This window comes from Gibbsiella dentisursi, assembly GCF_039539505.1.
GTDB classification, from domain to species: domain Bacteria; phylum Pseudomonadota; class Gammaproteobacteria; order Enterobacterales; family Enterobacteriaceae; genus Gibbsiella; species Gibbsiella quercinecans.
The window spans coordinates 694,182-714,344 of sequence record NZ_BAABDG010000007.1 but is presented as its reverse complement, the minus strand read 5'-3'; the positions used below and the strand labels follow the sequence as shown (position 1 = coordinate 714,344).

At 53.7% G+C, this 20,163-nt stretch carries 20 protein-coding genes; 11 read left to right on the top strand and 9 right to left on the bottom strand.

Features of this window, described 5'->3' with window-relative positions; all coding sequences use genetic code 11:
- Positions 1-94 precede the first annotated feature (94 nt).
- Positions 95-1,585, top strand: coding sequence for a ribosome biogenesis GTPase Der (der, locus tag ABFX35_RS17405; RefSeq protein WP_279029660.1), 1,491 nt, complete (start codon positions 95-97; stop codon positions 1,583-1,585).
- Positions 1,586-1,647: 62 nt separating this feature from the next.
- The gene (locus ABFX35_RS17400) at positions 1,648-1,869 is read left to right on the top strand and encodes a zinc ribbon domain-containing protein (RefSeq protein WP_279029662.1); all 222 of its coding nucleotides are present in this window, start codon (positions 1,648-1,650) and stop codon (positions 1,867-1,869) included.
- An 81-nt stretch (positions 1,870-1,950) separates the two neighbouring features.
- Here ABFX35_RS17400 and xseA read toward each other — a convergent pair whose 3' ends face one another.
- On the bottom strand, positions 1,951-3,327 hold the full coding sequence (xseA, locus tag ABFX35_RS17395; RefSeq protein ID WP_346082308.1) for an exodeoxyribonuclease VII large subunit: 1,377 nt from the start codon (positions 3,325-3,327) through the stop codon (positions 1,951-1,953).
- A gap of 169 nt (positions 3,328-3,496) precedes the next feature.
- Between xseA and guaB the strand changes: the two genes are divergently transcribed.
- Positions 3,497-4,960, top strand: a complete 1,464-nt coding sequence (guaB, locus tag ABFX35_RS17390; RefSeq protein ID WP_145957820.1) for an IMP dehydrogenase — start codon at positions 3,497-3,499, stop codon at positions 4,958-4,960.
- A 172-nt stretch (positions 4,961-5,132) separates the two neighbouring features.
- Positions 5,133-6,710, top strand: a complete 1,578-nt coding sequence (guaA, locus tag ABFX35_RS17385) for a glutamine-hydrolyzing GMP synthase (protein WP_279025150.1) — start codon at positions 5,133-5,135, stop codon at positions 6,708-6,710.
- Positions 6,711-6,945: 235 nt separating this feature from the next.
- Here the strand turns inward: guaA and ABFX35_RS17380 are convergent, their stop codons facing one another.
- Genes ABFX35_RS17380 through ABFX35_RS17370 form a run of 3 tightly spaced genes read right to left on the bottom strand, consistent with a single transcriptional unit; the run spans position 6,946 to position 8,678 of the window.
- A complete protein-coding gene (locus tag ABFX35_RS17380) occupies positions 6,946-7,788 on the bottom strand; it encodes an MBL fold metallo-hydrolase (RefSeq protein WP_346082307.1) in 843 nt (280 codons plus the stop codon).
- A gap of 13 nt (positions 7,789-7,801) precedes the next feature.
- Positions 7,802-8,128 (bottom strand): hypothetical protein, encoded by a 327-nt coding sequence (locus ABFX35_RS17375; protein ID WP_346082306.1) that lies wholly within the window; start codon positions 8,126-8,128, stop codon positions 7,802-7,804.
- 19 nt (positions 8,129-8,147) lie between these two features.
- Positions 8,148-8,678, bottom strand: coding sequence for a sugar ABC transporter (locus ABFX35_RS17370; RefSeq protein WP_346082305.1), 531 nt, complete (start codon positions 8,676-8,678; stop codon positions 8,148-8,150).
- A 166-nt stretch (positions 8,679-8,844) separates the two neighbouring features.
- On the opposite strand from ABFX35_RS17370, the gene ABFX35_RS17365 reads away from it, so the two are divergent.
- From ABFX35_RS17365 to leuA, 3 genes are all read left to right on the top strand, one after another.
- On the top strand, positions 8,845-9,756 hold the full coding sequence (locus ABFX35_RS17365; RefSeq protein WP_346082304.1) for a LysR substrate-binding domain-containing protein: 912 nt from the start codon (positions 8,845-8,847) through the stop codon (positions 9,754-9,756).
- Between the two features lie 19 nt (positions 9,757-9,775).
- Entirely contained in the window at positions 9,776-9,964 is a 189-nt protein-coding gene (locus ABFX35_RS17360) for a hypothetical protein (RefSeq protein ID WP_346082303.1), read from the top strand.
- Between the two features lie 101 nt (positions 9,965-10,065).
- Positions 10,066-11,736, top strand: coding sequence for a 2-isopropylmalate synthase (gene leuA / locus ABFX35_RS17355; protein WP_346082302.1), 1,671 nt, complete (start codon positions 10,066-10,068; stop codon positions 11,734-11,736).
- On the opposite strand, the gene ABFX35_RS17350 is transcribed toward leuA, so the two are convergent.
- Positions 11,726-12,487: an AraC family transcriptional regulator gene (locus tag ABFX35_RS17350; protein WP_346082301.1), complete on the bottom strand. Its 762-nt coding sequence runs from the start codon at positions 12,485-12,487 to the stop codon at positions 11,726-11,728. The genes leuA and ABFX35_RS17350 overlap by 11 nt on opposite strands.
- Before the next feature lie 429 nt (positions 12,488-12,916).
- Here ABFX35_RS17350 and ABFX35_RS17345 point away from each other — a divergent pair, with 429 nt between their 5' ends.
- The 3 genes from ABFX35_RS17345 (at position 12,917) to ABFX35_RS17335 (ending at position 15,150) form a co-directional block, all read left to right on the top strand.
- Positions 12,917-14,059, top strand: coding sequence for a cobalamin-independent methionine synthase II family protein (locus ABFX35_RS17345; protein WP_346082300.1), 1,143 nt, complete (start codon positions 12,917-12,919; stop codon positions 14,057-14,059).
- Between the two features lie 314 nt (positions 14,060-14,373).
- Positions 14,374-14,913: a DUF2058 domain-containing protein gene (locus ABFX35_RS17340; protein ID WP_346082299.1), complete on the top strand. Its 540-nt coding sequence runs from the start codon at positions 14,374-14,376 to the stop codon at positions 14,911-14,913.
- A gap of 24 nt (positions 14,914-14,937) precedes the next feature.
- Complete coding sequence (locus ABFX35_RS17335; protein WP_279025163.1) at positions 14,938-15,150, top strand: hypothetical protein; 213 nt, start codon at positions 14,938-14,940, stop codon at positions 15,148-15,150.
- Between the two features lie 535 nt (positions 15,151-15,685).
- Here ABFX35_RS17335 and ABFX35_RS17330 read toward each other — a convergent pair.
- Entirely contained in the window at positions 15,686-16,681 is a 996-nt protein-coding gene (locus ABFX35_RS17330; protein WP_279025164.1) for a sugar phosphate isomerase/epimerase family protein, read from the bottom strand.
- Between the two features lie 34 nt (positions 16,682-16,715).
- Here ABFX35_RS17330 and ABFX35_RS24225 point away from each other — a divergent pair, with 34 nt between their 5' ends.
- On the top strand, positions 16,716-16,886 hold the full coding sequence (locus tag ABFX35_RS24225) for a hypothetical protein (protein WP_428832207.1): 171 nt from the start codon (positions 16,716-16,718) through the stop codon (positions 16,884-16,886).
- Between the two features lie 38 nt (positions 16,887-16,924).
- Here ABFX35_RS24225 and ABFX35_RS17320 read toward each other — a convergent pair whose 3' ends face one another.
- Genes ABFX35_RS17320 through ABFX35_RS17310 form a run of 3 tightly spaced genes read right to left on the bottom strand, consistent with a single transcriptional unit; the run spans position 16,925 to position 20,161 of the window.
- The gene (locus tag ABFX35_RS17320; protein WP_095847631.1) at positions 16,925-18,034 is read right to left on the bottom strand and encodes an ABC transporter permease; all 1,110 of its coding nucleotides are present in this window, start codon (positions 18,032-18,034) and stop codon (positions 16,925-16,927) included.
- Position 18,035: 1 nt separating this feature from the next.
- Positions 18,036-19,556, bottom strand: a complete 1,521-nt coding sequence (locus tag ABFX35_RS17315) for a sugar ABC transporter ATP-binding protein (protein WP_095847632.1) — start codon at positions 19,554-19,556, stop codon at positions 18,036-18,038.
- Positions 19,556-20,161 (bottom strand): DUF2291 family protein, encoded by a 606-nt coding sequence (locus ABFX35_RS17310; RefSeq protein WP_279025168.1) that lies wholly within the window; start codon positions 20,159-20,161, stop codon positions 19,556-19,558. Before ABFX35_RS17310 ends, ABFX35_RS17315 begins: the two co-directional genes overlap by 1 nt.
- Between the last annotated feature and the right edge of the window lie 2 nt (positions 20,162-20,163).

Genomic DNA, 20,163 nt, shown 5'->3' with positions numbered 1-20,163 from the left:
GCATCAGGGGCCGTTTCGTATTTTTATAGCTGCGTTGCCGATATGAATCCGCTGCGTGGTAACGTATTGATTATTAAGTAATGAGGCTTCAACAATGATACCTGTCGTCGCGCTGGTCGGGCGCCCGAATGTGGGTAAATCCACTTTGTTTAACCGTTTAACACGTACGCGCGATGCGCTGGTGGCGGATTTCCCCGGGCTAACGCGAGATCGCAAGTATGGTCGTGCTGAAGTTGAGGGTAATGAATTCATCATTATCGATACCGGCGGTATCGATGGCACCGAAGACGGCGTTGAAACTCGCATGGCGGGCCAATCGCTGATGGCCATCGAAGAGGCCGATATCGTGCTGTTTATGGTTGATGCCCGCGCCGGGCTGATGCCGGCCGATCAGGCGATTGCCAAACACCTGCGCAGCCGCCAGAAGGCGACTTTCCTGGTGGCCAATAAGACGGACGGTATCGATCCAGACATGGCCGCCGCTGATTTTTATTCGCTCGGTTTGGGGGATGTGCATGCTATCGCCGCATCCCACGGTCGCGGCGTAACGCAACTGATCGAGCATGTGCTGGTGCCGTTCATTCCCGCGAAGGAAGAAGAAGTTGAACTGACCGAAGAGGAAGCCAATGCGGCTTACTGGGCGGAGCAGAGCGGCGAACTGGCCGAAGATGAAGCAGGCGAAGCGCCGGAAGACGACTTCAACCCGCAGGATTTGCCGATTAAGCTGGCTATCGTCGGGCGGCCGAACGTCGGTAAGTCTACACTTACCAACCGCATTCTGGGCGAAGAGCGTGTGGTGGTTTACGACATGCCGGGCACCACGCGCGACAGCATTTACATCCCGATGGTGCGCGACGAACGTGAATACGTGCTGATCGACACCGCCGGGGTGCGCAAGCGCGGCAAAGTCACCGAAACCGTGGAAAAATTCTCGGTGATCAAAACGCTGCAGGCGATTGAAGACGCCAATGTGGTGCTGCTGGTGATCGACGCGCGTGAAGGGATTTCCGATCAGGACCTGTCACTGTTGGGCTTTATCCTCAATAGTGGGCGCTCACTGGTGATTGCCGTAAACAAATGGGACGGCATGAGCGAAGAAGACCGCGAACACGTCAAGGAAATGCTGGATCTGCGCCTGGGCTTCGTTGACTTCGCACGCGTGCACTTCATTTCCGCTCTGCACGGCAGCGGCGTTGGTAACCTGTTCGAATCCGTACAGGAAGCCTACGAGTGCGCCACCCGCCGTGTAAACACTTCCATGTTGACCAAAATCATGAACATGGCCGCTGAAGATCACCAGCCGCCGCTGGTGCGTGGCCGCCGCGTGAAGCTGAAATACGCGCATGCCGGGGGCTATAACCCGCCGATTGTGGTGATCCACGGCAACCAGGTGACCGATCTGGCCGATTCCTACAAGCGCTATCTGATGAACTACTTCCGCCGTTCATTGAACGTGATGGGCACCCCCATCCGCATCCAGTTCAAAGAAGGGGAAAACCCGTTTGCCGGCAAGCGCAACACGCTGACGCCAAATCAACTGCGTAAGCGTAAACGCCTGATGAGCCACCTGAAGAAAAGCAAATAATCATGCGTCGCCGCCCGCCCAGTGGCTTAAGCCGCGGGTGGGCGTGAGAGGCGGGAGGGAAGATGGAAGCGCTTTGCCCACAGTGTGGCCAGCCGATGGGCTGGGTGAATGGTCACTATCATTGTGAGGGCTGCAACAGCAGCTACCAGCAGTTTGCCCACTGCCCGGACTGCGGTCAGCCGTTACAGGCGCTGAAAGCCTGCGGCGCGGTGGACTATCTGTGCCAGAACGGCCATGGATTGATCTCGAAAAAGCGGGTACGGTTCAGCTATCAGCCGCTGTAAGTATTCACTCTCAGCATCGCGCCACATATCGCCGCCAGGCGCCATACCCGGCAATGCAACGCTTAACACACTAGCCGCTGGCTATTTTTCCGCACGTTTCTTGCGGGGCTTTTTCGCCACCGTGATGGTCTTCACTTCGCTTTCAACCCAGCCATCCTGCAGGCGCGTGGTCAGCAGTTCGCCAACCTGGGCTTGTTTGGTGGTTTTTAACAAGGTGCCAGCCGGCGTTTGCGTCACGCTGTAGCCGCGCGCCAGCGTGGCCAACGGGCTGACGGCTTCTAGCTGGCTGCAGGCTACGCCAAAGCGCTGCCGGTAGCCGTTTAGCTGGCGCTCAAGCGCTTGCTGCAGACGATATTCCTGCTGCTGCAGGCGCTGCTGGCCGCGATGGATACGCCCCAGCGGCTGCGCCTGGGCCAGCCGATGTTGGGCTCGCTCGTTGCGGCGGCCGGCGCCGCGCAGTTGCAACTGCATACCTTCTTCCAACCGGCGCTGCAGTTTGAGCAGCAGCGTTTGCTGGCGTGCCAGCCGCAGGTGCGGGTGCTGTTGCTGCAAGCGATGGTTGATACGGGTAAAGTGCTGTTGGCGCTGCACCAGATAGTAGTCCATCGCCATTTCCAACCTCTGCTGCTGCGATTGCAACTGGCGCACCAGTTCAAGCTGGTTGCGGCTGACCAGTTCGGCGGCGGCGGAAGGGGTTGGCGCCCGCAGATCGCCGACAAAATCGGCGATGGTGACGTCTGTTTCATGGCCGACGGCGCTGACGATCGGGATCTGGCTGGCAAAGATAGCGCGCGCCACCCGCTCATCGTTAAAGCTCCACAGATCCTCCAGTGAGCCGCCGCCGCGCCCAACGATTAAGACATCGCATTCCGCACGGCGGTTGGCGGTGGCTATCGCATTAACGATTTGCATCGGCGCTTCTGCCCCCTGCACCGCAGTAGGGTAGATGATGACCGGCAGCGAAGGATCGCGCCGTTGCAATACTTGCAGGATATCGTGCAGCGCCGCGCCGCTGGCGGAGGTGATTACCCCCACGCATTTCGCCGGGCTGGGCAGCGGTTGCTTCGCCTGCTGGGCGAATAGCCCTTCCGCGGCCAGCTTTTGCTTGAGCTGTTCAAATTGCTGTTGCAACAGGCCGTCGCCGGCCGGCTGCATGCTCTCGGCAATCAGCTGATAGTCGCCGCGCGGTTCATACAGGGTGATATTGGCGCGCACCAGCACCTGTTGGCCGTTTTGCGGGCGGAAGGTGGTGCGGCGGTTGCTGTTGCGGAACATCGCGCAGCGCACCTGGGCGCGGTCGTCTTTCAGCGTGAAATACCAGTGGCCGGAGGCCGGCTGGGTAAAGTTGGAAATCTCGGCGGAAAGCCAAATCTGCCCCATCTCCATTTCCAACAGTTGACGAACCGTCTGGTTCAGGCGGCTTACGGTAAAAATGGGCGGTGAGGTAGGTAGCGACATGTGACCCAGATCAAATTCCAAAACAACGACTTAATTGGTCGATACTACATGGCTGAAACAGGTAATCAAGAGTTTTTGTAAGAAAGTGCTGGAGGCAAGCGATTACGCTCTGTATAATGCCGCGGCAATATTTTATCTTTTCTGCATCCACCTTGGTGAGATATTGCCCATGCTACGTATCGCTAAAGAAGCTCTAACGTTTGATGACGTTCTCTTGGTTCCAGCCCATTCTACCGTTCTGCCTAACACCGCAGAATTGGGCACGCAACTGACCAAAAACATCCGCCTGAATATTCCAATGCTGTCTGCGGCAATGGATACCGTAACCGAATCCGCCCTGGCTATTGCGCTGGCGCAGGAAGGCGGTTTGGGCTTCATCCACAAAAATATGTCCATTGAGCGCCAGGCTGAAGAAGTCATGCGCGTGAAAAAACACGAAAGCGGCGTGGTCACCGATCCACAAACCGTTACCCCGAACACCACCCTGCAGGAAGTCAAAGAGTTGACCGCGCGTAACGGCTTTGCCGGCTACCCGGTGGTCACCGATGATAACGAACTGGTGGGGATTATTACCGGCCGTGACGTGCGCTTCGTGACCGATCTCTCCAAGCCTGTTAGCGCGGTGATGACGCCGAAAGAGCGTCTGGTTACCGTGAAAGACGCGGAAGCACGTGAAGTTGTGCTGCACAAAATGCACGAAAAACGCGTTGAGAAAGCGCTGGTGGTGGACGATAGCTTCCACCTGCTGGGCATGATCACCGTGAAAGATTTCCAGAAAGCCGAACGCAAGCCTAACGCCTGTAAAGACGACCAGGGCCGCCTGCGCGTTGGCGCTGCCGTTGGCGCCGGCGCCGGCAACGAAGAGCGTATCGACGCGCTGGTTGCCGCTGGCGTTGACGTTCTGCTGATCGACTCCTCTCACGGCCACTCCGAAGGCGTGCTGCAGCGCATTCGTGAAACCCGCGCTAAATATCCGAATCTGGAAATCGTCGGTGGCAACGTTGCCACCGCCGCAGGCGCCAAAGCACTGGCGGATGCCGGTGTGAGCGCAGTGAAAGTGGGTATCGGCCCTGGCTCTATCTGTACCACCCGCATCGTAACCGGCGTTGGCGTACCGCAGATTACCGCTATCGCCGATGCCGTGGACGCGCTGGAAGGCACCGGTATCCCGGTTATCGCCGACGGCGGTATCCGTTTCTCCGGTGATATCGCCAAGGCTATCGCCGCTGGCGCATCCTGCGTGATGGTTGGCTCCATGCTGGCCGGTACTGAAGAATCCCCGGGCGAAATCGAGCTGTACCAGGGCCGCTCTTTCAAATCTTACCGCGGCATGGGCTCACTGGGCGCGATGTCCAAAGGCTCTTCCGACCGTTATTTCCAAACCGATAACGCGGCGGACAAACTGGTGCCGGAAGGGATCGAAGGCCGCGTGGCTTACAAAGGCATGCTGAAAGCCATCGTGCACCAGCAGATGGGCGGCTTGCGCTCCTGCATGGGCCTGACCGGCTGCGCGACCATTGATGAATTGCGCACCAAGGCCGAGTTTGTGCGCATCAGCGGCGCCGGTATTCAGGAAAGCCATGTGCACGATGTGACCATCACCAAAGAGTCGCCAAACTACCGTATGGGTTGATGCTGGCCGGGGGGCCTGTGCATTAGGCCGCCGTCCGTTTCCCGCGCACATTGGCTTGATGCCAGCCGCGCATGCAGGGCTTCGGGCGGCACCCCATTGCCCGGCCTTGCCACTGGGATCAATCCTGTCGAATTGATTTTTCTTTTTTCTCTGTTGCTGGAATTTGCCTTACATGACAAAAAACATCCATAAGCATCGCATTCTTATTCTGGACTTCGGTTCGCAATACACGCAGTTGGTTGCTCGCCGTGTGCGTGAAATCGGCGTTTACTGTGAACTCTGGGCCTGGGACGTTAGCGAAGAGCAAATTCGCGCCTTCAACCCAAGCGGCATCATCCTTTCTGGTGGCCCGGAAAGCACCACGGAAGAAAACAGCCCGCGCGCGCCTGAATACGTGTTCACCGCAGGGGTGCCGGTGCTGGGTGTCTGCTACGGTATGCAGACCATGGCGATGCAACTGGGCGGTCATGTGCAGGGCTCGAATGAGCGCGAATTTGGCTATGCGCAGGTAGAGGTGAAGACCAACAGCGCGCTGGTGCAAGGTATCGAAGATGCCCTGAGCGCCGCCGGCAACCCGTTGCTGGACGTGTGGATGAGCCATGGCGATAAAGTCACCGCCATCCCGCAAGGTTTTGAAACCGTTGCCAGCACCGATACCTGCCCGTTCGCCATTATGGCTAACGAAGAAAAACGCTTTTACGGCGTGCAGTTCCACCCGGAAGTGACCCATACCCGCCAGGGCCAGCGCATGCTGGAGCGCTTCGTGCTGGATATCTGCGGCTGTGAAGCGCTGTGGACGCCGGCGACGATCATTGAAGACGCGGTTGCGCGTATTCGCGAACAGGTGGGTGAAGATCACGTGATCCTTGGCCTGTCTGGTGGCGTGGATTCTTCCGTTACCGCCATGTTGCTGCACCGTGCGATCGGTAAGCGCCTGACCTGCGTATTCGTGGATAACGGCCTGCTGCGCCTGAACGAAGCCGATCAGGTGCTGGAAATGTTTGGCGATCACTTTGGGTTGAACATTGTGCACGTGCCGGCGGAAGATCGCTTCCTGAGCGCGCTGGCCGGCGTGGACGAGCCGGAAGCCAAACGCAAAATCATCGGCCGCGTGTTTGTTGAAGTGTTTGACGAAGAAGCCTGCAAGCAAACCGAAGTGAAGTGGCTAGCGCAGGGCACCATTTACCCGGACGTTATCGAATCCGCCGCTTCCGCCACCGGCAAAGCGCACGTGATCAAATCGCACCACAACGTGGGTGGCCTGCCGAAAGAAATGAAGCTGGGTCTGGTTGAACCGCTGAAAGAGCTGTTCAAGGATGAAGTGCGTAAAATCGGCCTGGAGCTGGGCCTGCCGTACGACATGCTGTATCGCCACCCGTTCCCAGGCCCTGGCCTTGGCGTGCGTGTGCTGGGCGAAGTGAAGAAGGAGTATTGCGATCTGCTGCGCCGCGCCGATGCCATCTTTATTGAAGAACTGCATAAGGCCGATTTGTACAACAAAGTCAGCCAGGCGTTCACCGTGTTCCTGCCGGTGCGCTCCGTCGGCGTGATGGGCGACGGCCGCAAATACGACTGGGTGGTTTCACTGCGCGCGGTGGAAACCATTGATTTCATGACTGCACACTGGGCGCACCTGCCGTATGAGTTCCTCGGCCGTGTTTCCAACCGCATCATTAATGAAATTGATGGCATTTCGCGGGTGGTGTATGACATCAGCGGCAAGCCACCGGCGACGATCGAGTGGGAGTGAGTTTTTAGCATCCACTGAGTTCCGCTAACGTCTAAAAACGCGGGTAAATCATATGATTTACCCGCGTTTTTTCGTTTTCTTAGCGCTATCAACTTCCATTCTGTTCTGTTTATTTTGTAGTAGTCGACCCAGTCCTATAATCACCCCAATCCTAACTGACCCTCTCCCACATCCGGTTTGTTGGAAGCGGTCAAGTGATTTGCGAACAGATATTCAGTCAAAGGCGCATACCCATTCATTCTTCTGGGTAGGAAATACGATATCCACCATCGGCCATGATAATGTTAGCAAACCCTTTTCGGTCTAAGTGCATGCCTGCAATGAGCAGTTTTTCTCTGGCAGCGTGTTCCAGGAGTTGTTTCCGTGTGTCTTCGGCCAGTTCGGGATCGCAGTCAAATACAATGGAAACGGCCGGGTGTGCTGACTGGATATGTGGGAAATGGACGATGTCTCCCCATATCAATACGCATTTATCATCTGAATCAATGCGGTATCCGGTATGGCCTGGTGTGTGACCCGGCAGCCATACCGGGAGAATACCCTCTGTTATCTCGTTCCCGTCAATAAAACGTAATTTCTGTGCGTAAGCGTCTAACGTTCGACGGACAAGTGTAAAATTGCGCTTCCCGCGCTCGCTGGCAATTTTTAGTTTTTCATCATTCCTCCAGTATTGCGCTTCGAAGGTATGAAGATGGAGTTCAGCATGTTTATAGACTGGCCGTCCTTCAGCGTCCAGCAGGCCGCCAATGTGGTCAGGATGGCCGTGCGTCAGTAAGATTGTGTCCACGTCATCAGGGCTGACCCCGGCTGCACTGAGGTTTTCTCTGAGCAGCCCTCCCACGTTGTTCAGTCCTCCCGTACCAGCGTCAACGAGAATAGTTCGCCCCCGACCGCGGATGAGATAACCGTTGATATGGATATTGCCGGGTTCAGCGATCCCGGCACTGTGCTGAATTACCTCTGCATCAGATGTCTCAATGCCTGACAGTAAATCCAGGTTGGCTGATATATGGCCGTCACTCACGGCAGTAACCAGAAAATCCCCAATCTGACGGGATGTGAAGGGCGAGTGGTTCATAAATACCTCAGCGTTAGTTTCGAGCATATATTTGTGGTGCAGTAGAGCCAAAACAGCGAATACGCGCCGTTAGCCCTGAGGCCTGTCGAATGGCCAGATCCAGTTCGCACATAAAGTTCTGCATCACTTCCGGCGTACGTAATTTTGTCAGACGATAAAAGAGTTCGGCATACACTGGATACCCGCATCCCGGCCTTACATCGATATATATGATGTGAACTTTTTCCGATTCTGCGCCGAGAATATGACTGCAGAGTGCACTGCAGTTATGGGTGAAATCGGGGAGATCGGTAAACCTGCCAGACTGATCTTCAGAAATATAAAAAGTAAGATTAGGCATGATGTTATGGTTTCCCTCCCTAGTGATCCTTAACAGGGCTCTGCAATTGCGATGTAAGCGGTTCGTAGAGGTATGCTCCAGGTATTCCCGCTAGCTGCGCGGCATTTTCACGCGCAAGAACGTATGCCACGCGCCGTTCTGGGGATTTATCCAGCCCTGCCGCCTGCATTTCTAGTGCCCAGCACCCTAGCTCTGTCTCTATAAAGCTGAGCGGCTGGGCGCTGAGCAACAGTATTTCATCTGATGATACGGTCGGAGCCGAGCCTTCACATTCATACAGGTTACGGTGCCAGTCAGTGATGTACACCTGCCAGCGCGAGAAATTACCACCTCCTTTCAGCCGGTACTCATCACTGGTGAGAACATCTGCATTCTTAACGGTATGAATGGCAAGATAAGCAGGGCAGCCAGGTTTCAGGGCTTGGAAGCGCTGGGAAGTACTGAATCCGGTGACGGAGACCAACGCTGGCAGTTTTTCCTGGCTGTAAAATTCATTCCAGTTTTCCTCGCTTTTGGCATCGTTATAGGTGCATTCCACGGTGTATAGCATTGACTAACCTCTACATGAATAAACGGCAGGGACCTAACGAACCTGATTAATGACTTTTAATCATGCTATATGCTGTTTTTTCGGCTATAAATCGATATTATTTCATTAATTAGTGATATTAACTCACTGAAAGGTCATTGCATGTATAAGGTGAGGGTCGGTTTTTATGCGGAGAAAAATTCCCAGTAGCACTTCCCTGCAGGCTTTTGATGCCGCCGCAAGGCACGGTAATTTTGCCCGGGCCGCAGAGGAGTTATCGCTGACGGAAGGGGCCATCAGCCGGCAGATTGCACGCCTTGAATCTTTGCTGAATTGCAGACTGTTTGACCGAACGGGAAGCCGCGTAAAGCTTAATCCTATAGGGGCACGCTATGCACATCACATACGCGAAACGCTCGAACGGCTCGAAAGGGATACTCAGTACATAATGGGAATGCCTGAAGGCAGTAAAAGTCTGGATATTGCCGTCCTGCCGACGTTTTCCAGTCGATGGCTTATTCCCCGCTTGAGCGGCTTTAGATCTATGTACCCGGACATAACATTAAATATTGCAGCCAGAACCGACCCTTTTATTCTTACTGGGAGTGGCTTTGACGCCGTAGTTCATTTTGAGCACCCCGCATGGGCAGGCATGCGCATGCACTTTCTCTTTCAGGAAAAACTAGTGCCTGTGTGCCATCCTGTACTACTCACGGATAAGAATATCTACGATCAATTGAACGAACTTCCGCGTATTCATCGGCGGCAAAATCCGGAAGCATGGCATAACTATGCCCAGGAAAGTGGAATAATTCTTGATAATCCGGGGCAGGGTGTCCGGTATGACCTTCATGAAATGGCAATAGCTGCTGCATTGGTGGGACAAGGCGTGGCAATAGTGCCGCGAATGTATGTTGAAAAAGAACTGAATAGCGGAGCGCTTGTCGCGCCCTGGCCAGAATCCGAACTCTTGAGCAAAAGATTCTGTTTGGTAAAACCGGGGGAAACTGGAATAAATGAATCTGCACTGCAGGATTTTGAACGCTGGTTGCTGGCTGAAATCATTGACGGGGGCATGACAGAGACAGAATTAGCATGAGAAAGAGTCAGGAAAGTTTGTGCCAGAAGCCAACATTAATACTTATCAGCGGGGAACTGGTCAATCTATCCTGACAGAAGGGGGCACTCGTCATTGTCTAAATCATGATTGCACCGGTAGCCCTCCTGCATACGGTGTTGAGCCATGGGAGAAACATGCAAGGAACAAAGAGGTTATGCTGGCAAAATTTATGAAAAAAATTTTTTAATTCGTAATTGTCATTTTTGAATAATCAGTTGTCATATTCTGGTGAGTTTTCCGGCAGGTTTAGCATGACACTAAGGCATCTTTGTTAAAAGGGAAACCAGTATGCTGAATAATCCTGCAACCAAATATAAAGCGCACCCTCCAATCAGCCTTACTGACAGGCAATGGCCTGATAATACGCTAACTCACCCCCCTCGCTGGCTTTCAACGGATCTCCGCGATGGTAATCAGGCTCTGGCTGAGCCTATGGACGGCGCAAGGAAGCTGAAATTTTGGGATTTGCTTATTGCCTGTGGCTTCCGGGAAATTGAAGTCGCATTCCCCTCCGCTTCACAAACCGATTTTGATTTTGTTCGGACGCTGATTGAAGAAAAACGTATTCCCCAAGATGTGACCATTCAGGTGCTAACCCAGGCAAGAGAAGATTTGATTACACGAACTTTTGAATCACTTCGGGGAGTTCATCGGGCGACCATTCATCTATATAACGCGACGGCACCGCTTTTCAGAGACATAGTATTTTGTCAAACACGTGATGAAATTGTTCAGCTTGCCGTCAGCGCAACGAGGCAGATCCGTCGGTTATGCGATGAGACATCGCAAACCGATTGGACATTTCAATACTCTCCTGAAACGTTTTGTTTTACTGAGCCGGATTTTGCCCTTCAGATTTGTGAGGCTGTGGCTGAAGTCTGGGAGCCGACAGTATCTCGCCCCATGATTATCAATCTTCCTGCAACGGTCGAAGTCAGTATGCCTAATATTTACGCCGATCAGATTGAATATTTCTGCCGTCATTTCTCTCGCCGCCAGCAGGTCTGCATAAGCGTTCATCCGCATAATGATCGCGGCACAGGCATCGCCTGTGCCGAACTTGCTCTACTGGCTGGCGCTGAGCGTGTTGAAGGCTGCCTATTCGGAAACGGAGAACGTACCGGTAATGCGGATCTGGTGAATTTGGCGCTAAATTTGTACACTCAGGGCATTTCACCTGGTCTTAACTTCAGTCAGATGAAAAGGGTCATTGAAGTAGTGGAAGAGTGCAATCAGATGCCTGTCGCACCGCGTCATCCCTACGCTGGCAAACTTGTCTTTACCGCTTTTTCTGGTTCTCACCAGGATGCGATCAAAAAAGGTTTTGCTGCAATGCAATGTTCACCAAGTTCTTTCTGGCAAATCCCCTATCTGCCGCTCGATCCGGCGGACATAGGTTGCAGCTATGAAGCAGTTATTCGCGTGAATAGCCAGTCAGGCAAGAGTGGCGCGGCCTGGCTGCTGGAGCAAAATCACAACCTCAGCCTTCCACGCCCGCTTCAGCAGGCGTTCAGTCTTTGCGTTCAGAAAGAGGCTGAAGCTGGGGGGAAAGAAATGTCACAGGTAGCTGTCTGGAATCTTTTCCGCCACTCATACGGGCTTGTTGATACACCCCCGATTCGGTTAAAAGAGTATAGCTGCAACAACCAGGCAGACCAAAGTACAACGCTTTCTGCCGAGATTATTTGTCATGATAAAATACTAAGTCTTAAGGGACAGGGAAATGGTTTTCTGTCTGCTGCCCTCACGGCTTTCTGCCGGGAGATGAAAGCAGAACTTGAAATAGTGAGTTATCAGGAACATACGCTCGGAAAACGCAGCGACAGTCGCTCTGTCGCCTATGTGTGCTGCCAGGATAGGGCGGGAAGATGTGCATGGGGAGTTAGTATCGACAGTGATATTACTCGGGCGTCTCTACAGGCCATGCTGAATGCCGCGGCAAATTTTGTCACGGGCTGAAGTAATCGCTGGGTGTGACCCCCATCACCCGCCGAAACATAACACTGAAAGCGCCAGGAGTGGCATAACCTGAATCCAGTGCCACACGCGTTATCTGTTCGCCCTGCGCCAGGCGCGTCAGGGCGTGCAACAGACGTGCCCGACGAACCCACTCACTGAACTGCATACCAGTTTGCTGGTAAAAATGGCGGTTGAGCGTACGTCCGCTGGCGTTGATTTTTTTGCCTGCTTTTGCCACGGACCATGTCTCCTGAGGTGCTTCGCGAACGTCCTGGCACAGTTGCTTCAGACGTTCGGATACAGGCTCCGGCAAATAAAACGGAAGCGTATCCATCAGGCGAATTTCATCAAGCATCAATTCATGAATACGTTCAGCCCGACTGCCTGACTCGTAGTCACAAGGAAGATCCAGTGCGCAGATAATCAGCTCTCGTAACAAATTACTCACGCTAACTACTTGGCAGATAACGGGCAGGTCAGCCCTGGCTAATGGCTCGACAAAGAGAACTCTGGATTTAACCTCTCCAGTAATATGCAAAGCATGCGGGATATGTGCCGGTATCCATACTCCTCGTGAAGGAGGAACGACCCAAACCCCTTGCCGGGTCTCAATACGAATGACGCCGCTCAACGTATGGATAAGCTGAGCACAACTGTGTGTATGCCAACTTTCATAATCTCCATGCCTGTAATCATGTGCATAGGGAATAACTGACCGGCATGAAAAATCAAACTCGCTTTGTCGGGTCATTCAGTAGATATCTCGCTTTTTAACAGATAGTTTTAGCATTTTTCAGCATAATAACTTTCATTATCACTTATAGGTAACTTATTCCCACATAGTTTTTCATGTAATGAGAATGTGCTATTAACTAACTTATGACGCTATCATTATTTTGACTCCGCGCCCGTATTGTAATGATTGCCAGAGTCTCTTAATCACTTCAAAGTGTAATTCTCAGGGTGTGAATGACTATATTTCTCTCATAGCCGACCTAGCCCTGCAATGAACGGTTTTGTGCCAGAAGCGAACACTGCTAACATCAAGGTATACCTATCAATGGGTAGCTGGTCACTTTATCAAACAAGCACCTAAACAGATCGCGGTGGTCAGGGCAGATAGTCGATGCCTTTCTACCCCGTCTTACTGCAGACTAAACGAAAAAGGAACGAGGTTGGAATGATGTACAAAGTAGAACAGATTGGCTCTTTGCTCCGGCCTGAATGGTTGAAAGAGGCACGCATCCGCTTCGACGCGGGCGAAATCTCAGCGGCGGAGTTCAAGAGTATCGAGGATCGTGCTGTGCGTGAGGCCGTCGCAGTTCAGGAAGCTGCCGGTATGGATGTCGTTACCGACGGCGAGCAGCGTCGGTCGATGTTCTTCTCTTGGTTTTTTGATGCGCTATCAGGATTTGATCTTACTGCATCGTCCAATTTTCCGGGCCTGGAATGGCGTGGCCTGAAGGGGGCGGCGCAGAGCACCAATGCGAAAACGCCCGTTGTGCCGGTAGTCACCCGTAAACTCGCGCGCAAGAAGGCCGTATCGGTGGAAGAGTTCACCTTTCTTCGTGCCATCACTGACCGGCCCAAGAAGATCACGTTGCCTTCGCCGCTTCTCGCATGGTCGTTCTGGTCTTCCTCTCATTCAGCGGCGGCCTATCCCGATATATTCGATCTTTTTCATGACGTGGCCAGGCTGCTCCGGGAAGAAATCGAAGAGTTACGCGCTCTCGGTTGTGAATATGTGCAGATCGACGCGCCGGAACTGGCGATCCTCATCGATCCATCATTAAGGGAAGGGGTGAAGGCTCAGACGGGCATCGATACTGAGCGCTTACTCAAAGAGGGGATTGCCTGCATCAACGAGGTCGTCGACGGTCTGGAAGGGATAAAAACCTGTTTGCATATCTGCCGTGGCAATAATGCAGGGCAGTTCTATGCCGAGGGTGGTTATGAGAGCATCGCCGAGGCACTGTTCAAAGGGGCGCGCAGTTTCGACCTTTATTCTCTGGAATACGACGACCCTCGTTCGGGAAGCTTTGAACCCCTGGCGTTGGTTCCCAAGGGCAAAGGGGTTATCCTTGGGTTAATCTCTACCAAGCGGCCAGATATTGAAGCAAAAGACCTGCTTAAGGCGCGAATTGACGAGGCGACCCGTTTTATACCGCTCGAACGGATCGGCATTTCTCCTCAGTGCGGCTTTGCTTCTACCTGGGAAGGCAATCCGTTGACCACTGCAGATCAGGCCAAAAAGCTACAGCTGGTACGTGAGGTGGCGGAAGAGGTGCTGCAGGCACCTTCAAGTGAGTCCTCCCCAGACTGACATATGGCCGAGGGCTAAATGGGGAGAGCATTCCCGTGCATACGGGTAATCTCTTCCCTGCGCTTTTGCAGTCTATAGAATGTCAGCATTTCAATAGGCTGCTTGCGCTTGTGGCTCTACAGACCTGGCGAGATAGCGTGCTACAGGGAATCGCGGCATTTTATGACTTCCGTTATTCTCGCCATCAATGTGTTAGACGCTTTATCTGCTTAGATAGGCTTCTTTAAACTCAGACCACACCGTGCTGCAACTGGTACAGCCTTAAAAATTACAGGTATAATCCCCTAAATTATTCAACTGGCTTAGAAACGAAGATGACAAAACTCACCTTACAAGAGCAGATGCTAAAAGCTGGATTAGTATCCAGCAAAAAAATGGCCAAGGTCCAAAGAACGGCTAAAAAATCACGGGTTCAGGCTCGTGAGGCAAGAGCCGCGGTGGAAGAAAATAAAAAGGCACAACTCGAGCGTGATAAACAGCTAAGCGAACAACAAAAACAAGCTGCTTTATCTAAAGAGTATAAAGCTCAGGTGAAGCAACTCATTGAAATGAACAGGATCGACATTTCAAAAGGTGATATTGGTTTCAACTTTACAGATAATAATTTAATCAAAAAGATAGTTGTGGATAAAACTACCCAAGCCCAGCTAATTAGCGGGCGTCTTGCTATTGCGCGTTTGGTTGTTGATAACAGTGGCAAGAGTGAATACGCTATTATCCCCGCGAGCGTAGCCGATAAAATTGCACAGCGAGATGCGAGCAGCATTGTATTGAATAGTGCGCTTAGTCAGGAAGAACAAGATGAAGACGATCCGTATGCTGATTTTAAAGTGCCCGATGATTTAATGTGGTAATTAACCTTTTGCAGATGCTTATTGATGAAAAGCCCTTTAGGGCTTTTCATTAATATTTTATTTTCAGTAAGCTCACGGAAAAACGCGGCGTTATTCTGGATCGTTGCCAACACCTTTGCGACTGGCCTGGCTTTTGGCTTCCCATGGGGAATAATGAAAAAAACTAAAAGTAGTTCCCTCTTATTTGATTACCTCATTTTTTTCTGGCTGGATGCTCGAGTTCAGGCGACAGATTAAAAGCAGACGAAACAACAACGGTTAGTAAGATCGGTGAAGACATATGCTTTCAGGTTCCAGATGTCGGGAACTACCCGCTTTCTCTGAGCGCAATAAACCCCCAGAGGAACGCCGCCGCAAAAGTTGTCAGTAACGGGTTCACCTGATCTGGCTGTAGAAAATGGCAAGTTGTGTATCCGCCCGGTTTTTATCAATTCCCCGATAAAGGACAGTTCATTGTACAATTCATACTCGAAGCTCCTGGTGATCGGCGGGCACAAAGAAGCATTGTAACGGGGATTGCGTTATCAGGCGGGCATGTTGAAAGCATACCACTCACCGATAGCGAAATAACGCGCTAAGTTGAATCGTGAAGAATGCCTCTCAAAGAGGTGTTCTTTTGTCGTCACTAAACAAACACAGTAGGCTGGCGCCAACAGCCTTCAACGCCTCTGCTGCAGATGCTACAAAGGCGTTGAATAGGTAGGAAACCGGTAAATTTCCCTGCTGCCCCGGTCACCGGGGCAGCAGGCCTTTCATTTTTGTGGAAGCACTCTTATTCCACTTCGATGGACGACAACAGCGCATTCTGAATAATACGCTGTGCCTGCATGGCATCCTGGCGCGACTGCGCTTCCTGCAACGCCGCGATATCCAGTTTATCCAGCGCGCGGTAAATATGCTTGAGGAAACGGATGGACAGGCGCGCAGCCTCAACATTATTTTCGCGGAACGGGAACTGATCCAACTGCCACACGCCATCCCAGTTGTTGATCTTCAGCACATAGAAGAACTCAAAGATCTCCGTCATATGCACCGTGCCAACCACCAGATCGTCATCCCAGCTACGCAGGTTATCATTCACATCCATACCAAACAGGCGGCCGCGATCTATAATCAGCTGTGCGGAATCTGCCGGCGATTCACCGCCAAACAGCGCATGGCCGAAATCTAACAGTATGCCAACGTTATCCAGGCCGATATCGTCAATGCCTAACAGCGTGCGCGCGGCCGAATCCCAAGTCATTTTTACCCGTGGTTCACGTGGTTTATACTCGATGGCGAATTTAACATCGGGGTTGGCCGCCGCCAGTTCGCGCATACCGTCCACCGCCAGCTTCCACAGTTGTTTGTGATCCACCTGGAACGGATAGTCCCAACCATCCTGGCCCGGCCACACCTTCACATAGCTGGCGCCCAGTTCACGCACCACATCGGCTGCCTCATTCATCAGTTTCATCGCCTCGGCGCGCGCTACTGGATCGGGGTTGGTAAAGGCGCCGCGTGACCATTTGCGCAGATAGATCTCCGGCGTGATGCCGATGGCCTTCAGCCCAGCGTCATTCAACGCCTCCTTCACCTGGCTTAAGGTCACCCCCGGTGAGAAGGGATAAGGAATATCAACATAGGACAGATCGCCGACCTTTTTGGCCTCCTGGATCTGTTCCAAGGTGCTCAGCGCCGGGCCATAACCATCCACCGCATAGCGATCGATATAGTTAGCGAAATGCCACAAACCGGCGCCAAATTTTGGGTAATTGTAGTGAGTCATTTTGATCTTTCTCCAGGCTTAACAAGATAAGAGGGTGCATGCAGCCTTGGCGGCAAGAGGGAAAGCGCGTTACACCGGCATGCCCTCCGGCGGGGCCGGCTGCATTCTGTTGAATAATGTGGCGGCGGGCTGTTCGCGCTTTGCTCTGCAGTTGTTCTTTCGACAGATTGAACGGGTTCATCACGCCACCTGGTTTTTTATTTAAAAGCGAAACGGATGGAAAATTACGCGGCTGCCGGGCTATCAGCCCGCTCGGCTCGCGCCACCTTCCTCAATCAGCGCCTTCTGCGCGACGACCGCGGCTTTTTGCTGCATGCGGTTCTGCATTTGGTCGATGATCACCGCAATGATGATCACAATGCCCTTGATCACCATCTGCCAAAATTCGCTGACGCCCATCATGATCAGCCCGTCCGCCAGGAAGCCGATAACGAACGCCCCGATCAGCGTGCCGACAATCGTGCCGCGCCCGCCCGCCAGTGAAGTGCCGCCCAGCACCACCGCCGCAATGGCGTTCATCTCAAACGAGGTGCCGTTGGCCGGGTGGCTGGCGACTAACTGGGAAGAGACCACGATCCCGGCGATCGCCGCGCAGAAGCCCGAAAGTGCGTACACCATGATCTTCACACGTTTTACTCGCACCCCAGAGAGTTCGGCGGCGCGTTCGTTATCGCCGATGGCGTATACCTGGCGGCCAAACGGCAGGCGGCGGGCAATGTAGGCAATGACCAACGCCAGTACGATCATCATCCAAATAGCGTATGGCAGGCCGAGGAAATAACCGGCGCCAATCTGATCAAAGCCGGTATTGCCGAGCTGCGGATTGCCCTGCAGGCCGGGGAAGGTCTCGCCACCTGATGTCAGCATCGCCGCACCGCGCAGGATGTACATGGTGCCGAGGGTGCAGATGAACGGCGCTACGTTATAGCGGGTAATGATCCAGCCGTTGGCGGCGCCGATCAGCCCGCCCAGCAATAGCACTAGCGGCACAATCACCCAAACGCTGGGGAAGATGGCGATGCCAAACATCGGCAGCACAATGCCTTTGGTGATCAGCCAACCCGCGACCATGCCGCACAGCCCGAGCGTGGCGCCGATGGAAAGATCGATGCCGGCGGTGATAATCACAAAGGTGATGCCGAGGGCAAGGAAGGCATTGATGGCGATATGTTTAATCATGATGACCATGCTGCCCACCGCAAGGAAATCCGGCACCGTAATGGCAAAGAACCCGACGATCAGGAACAGCGCGATAAAGGTGCGCATTTTTAACAGCAGCAGGATCAGGCTCTCGCGCGAGTTAAAGGCCTTTGCCGTGGGTGCGGCCAGCGTGGCCGTCGTGGTATTTTTCATGTCAGAACCCCTGAGCACTTGCTTTCACCAGCGCCGATTCTTCCGCCGCTGCACGTGGAATATCGGCGGTCAGTTTGCCGCCGGACATCACCAGAATGCGGTCCGAGACCGCCATAATCTCTTTCAGATCCGAAGTGGAAAACAAAATGGCAATGCCTTGTTGCGACAGCTTCACCATCATGCGGAACACATCCGCCTTGGCCCCGACGTCAATGCCGCGGCTGGGTTCATCCAGCAGCAGCAGGCGTGGGTTGGTTAGCAGCGAGCGGCCAATCACCACCTTCTGCTGGTTGCCACCGCTCAGGGCGTTAATGGTCACCTCCGGTGAGGAAATTTTGATCGACAGATTGCTGACGGTATCATTCACCACCGCTTTCTCCTGGCTGCGCGAGATGGCGAAACGATACTCCAGCCGTTGCCACAGGCTGCCGATGGTCAGGTTGCTGGCCACCGACGACACCGGAAAGATACCGGTACGTTTGCGGTCTTCCGGTACCAGGCTCATGCCCATGCGGATGCGTTCTGCGGTATCCAGCCGCAGCGGCACCGGCTTGCTGTCGAGCCACAGTTTGCCGAGATAGCTGCGTTGGGTGCCGAGCAGGCACTCGAACAGTTCGGTGCGTCCGGCGCCCATTAGGCCGTAAATGCCGACGATCTCACCGGCCCGCACGTTAAACGACACGTTATCCACCACCGCATTACCGGCGGGGCCAACGCAGGTGATGTTTTCCGCTTCCAGCACCGGCACGCCGAATTCACGTCCCGGCTCCAGGAAACTGGTGACCGGTTCGCTGCCGAGCATTTGGCGCACAATCCATGGCACATCGATCTCGCTGACCTGCGCTTCCACCTGGAAATGGCCGTCTCGTAGAATGGTGATCACATCGCCAATCGCCATCAGTTCCTCCAGCCGGTGGGAGATATAGATAATTGATACCCCCTGGCGTGTGAGTTCGCGGATCACCCGGAACAGGATCTCCACTTCGGTTTTGCTCAGGGCGGAGGTGGGTTCGTCGAGGATCAGAATATCGGTGTTTTCCGCCAGCGCTTTGGCAATTTCCACCAGTTGCTGCTGGCCGACCTTCAGGTTCGCCACCAACTCGCGCGGCGAAATATCTTGATCGAGGCGCTGCATCAGCTCGGCGGTGCGTGCTTCCTGGGTTTTTTCATCAATCGGCTTCAAGCCGCTTTGTAACTCGCGCCCGAGGAAAATATTTTCCGCCACCGACAGGTTCTCAAACAGGTTCAGCTCTTGGTGCACCATGCCAATACCCAGCTTGGCCGCCGCGCGGGTGCTGGGCAGCGTGACCAGCTGGCCGTTAAGCCAGATCTCGCCGCTGGTCGGCTGTTGCACCCCGGCAAGGATTTTCATCAGCGTTGATTTCCCGGCGCCGTTTTCACCGATGATGACGTTGACCTTGCCGCGCCAGACGTTGTAGTCCACCTTGTCCAGTGCCAAGGTGCCGGGGAATAGCATCGAAACCCCTTTGGTGCGCAGAATGATTGGGTCAGTTTGGCTCATTACGGTTGCTCCTGCTTCACGCTGACGGCGACCACGTCCTGCACTTTGTTAGGCTGCATCGTGACCGCCAGCAACAGCTGCACCGGTTTGCCCACCCAGTTTTCGTCCATCGGCGGCAATTGTTGCACCGCGTGGCGGTTAAGCGCTTTGGTCAGTTGGGCAAATTGCACCTGGTTGGTGAACTCTTCAAACTTAAAGCCGGCGGCATCGCGTATCGCATTGCTGCGCACCACGGGCCCGATGGCCACCGGCACTGCTTCACCGTTAATGGTGACTGTCAGGATCCGTTCCCGCTCGTCGGCGCCGCCGACTGCAGCTACGGTTCCACCGGCGCGTACAAACACACTGTCGCTGCTGCCGGCCTTCACGGTGCTGCTGCGGGTTTTCATGTCGGCCCAACTCATCGCATGCTGATCGGCGCTGACCAGCACTTTGCTGTCCCAAGTGGCCTCCGCCACCTGTTGCGCCGTCTGGTTGCGATAACCGTGCTGCACATTGGGATCTTGTGGAATGATCGGCTGGCCGTTAGCGTCGAGATCAACCACTTTGCAGGCGCTTAACAGTAAAGCGGCTGCGGCCAACAGAGCGCCGTGTGCAAGTTTCATCA